1 pseudogene is annotated in these 1,852 nt (G+C 79.9%); it reads right to left on the bottom strand.

Features of this window, described 5'->3' with window-relative positions:
- Positions 1 to 1,852: pseudogene (locus ABZW03_RS40340) on the bottom strand (hypothetical protein); the annotation flags it as partial.

Genomic DNA, 1,852 nt, shown 5'->3' with positions numbered 1-1,852 from the left:
GGCCTGACACCCCCGTCTATTTGGCCGCGCGGAATGGGGCCGGGGTGGGTGCCGGTGTCCCTGGCGCCGCCCCACCCCCCCACCGCCGCCCGTGGGCCGCCGCCCGGTGCGCAGGCCGAGCGACTCCTCCAGGCCGGCGGTGAACTCGCTGACGAAGCCCGACTGCCGGTCGTGCGCGCGGAAGCGGTCCAGCGCCGTGCGCAGCCGGCCGCGCACCTCCGGCTCCCGGCCCCGCGCCAACAGGTGGGCGGCGTACGACTGTTCGGCCAGGGCGTGCAGGTACAGCAGGCCGGCCTCCTCGCAGGCGGCGAGCAGCCGGTGCCAGGCGAGGTCGGCGGCGTCGTCGCGGACGGTCGGCGGCAGCGCCTGCGCCTCGGTCAGCAGCGACCAGAGGTGGACCTGGGTGACGGGCGTGGGCGGCAGCAGCTCCCGGGCCTCGCGGGAGCGGCGCTGGGCGCCCTCCCGGTCCCCGACGGCCAGGCTCACCCAGCCCTGGTGCACCTTGGCGTCGACCAGCCGCCGGCGGTCGCCGGACTCCAGCGCGAGCGCGGTGGCGGCCGCCGCCAGCCGTTCGGCCTCGGCGGAGTGGCCGAGCATCGCGGTGACCAGCCCCAGCGTGGCGAGCGCCCGGACGCGGGCGGACGCGGCGGCGGGCCCGGCGGACTCGGCGACGGCCACCGCCTTCCGGGCCGCCTCCGCGGACTCGTGCCGGCGTTCCAGCGCGACCAGGGCCTGCGCCCGGGAGGTGAGCAGCAGCGCGACCGCGACCTGGTCGCCGCACCGCTCGGCCGCCGCCTGCCCCAGCCGGGCGCAGGCGAGCCAGTCGGTGAAGCGGCTGGCGCCGTAGTAGAGCGAGCCGCTGGTCAGCGCGAGCCGCCAGGCGCGGGCCGGATCGGTGTCGGGGGCCGCGACCAGCGCGGCGACCGCCGGCTCCTCGGCGTCGAACCAGTCGAGCGCGGTGCGGATGTCGACGGCGGCCGGCACCGCCGGCCCCTCCTGCGCCGGGCCGGCGGGCGGGGCGGTGTCCTCCTGCCCGGGGTCCAGGAAGGAGCCGCAGTGCCGCAGGGCGGCGAGGTAGTGGTCGGCCAGGCGTTCGCGCAGCAGCCGCCGGTGCCGTTCGGGCCGTTCGGCGAGCAGCCCGGCGCCGTACAGCCGGACCAGGTCGGTCCGGGCGTGCCGGCCGGGGGCGGTGCCGGTGAGCAGGTGGTGGGAGGCCAGTTCGCCGAGCGCCCGGTGGGCGGTGGCGGTGGCGCCGCCCAGCAGCGCGGCGCTCGCGGCGGTGTCCACCTCGCGGCCGGGGTGGGCGGCCAGGGCGGTGAGCAGTTCGGCCGCGGGTGCGGAGAGCCGGCGGTGGGTCAGCCGGAGCCGGGCCGCGACGGAGAGCGTGCCGTCGGCGTCCAGGACGGCCAACCTGGTCCGCTCGTCGGCGAGTTCGGCGACCAGCTCGGCGACCGTCCAGTCCGGCCGGGCGGCCAGCCGGGCGGCGGCGATCCGCAGGGCGAGCGGCAGGTGGTCGCAGAGCCCGGCGAGCCGGGCGGCGGCCTCCGGCTCGGCGCGCAGCCGTTCGGGCGTCAGGGCGCGCTCCAGCAGGTGCTGGGCGTCGTCCTCGGGCAGTTCGGCCAGGCGCAGCAGGGCGGCCCCCTCCAGGGCGACCAGGCCCTCCAGCGGGCCCCGGCCGGTGACCACGGCGGTGGCGGCGGGGCCGGCGGGCAGCAGGTCGGCGACCTGGTCGGCGTCGGCGGCGTCGTCCAGCAGGACCAGCAGCCGCCGGCCCCGGGTGCGCTCGCGGTAGAGCGCGGCCCGGGCGGCGCGCCCGGCGGGGATGCCGTCCTCCGGTACGCCGAGCGCGCGC

This window comes from Kitasatospora sp. NPDC004799, assembly GCF_040609095.1.
Classification (GTDB): domain Bacteria; phylum Actinomycetota; class Actinomycetes; order Streptomycetales; family Streptomycetaceae; genus Kitasatospora.
This window is presented reverse-complemented; position numbering and strand designations above follow the sequence as displayed.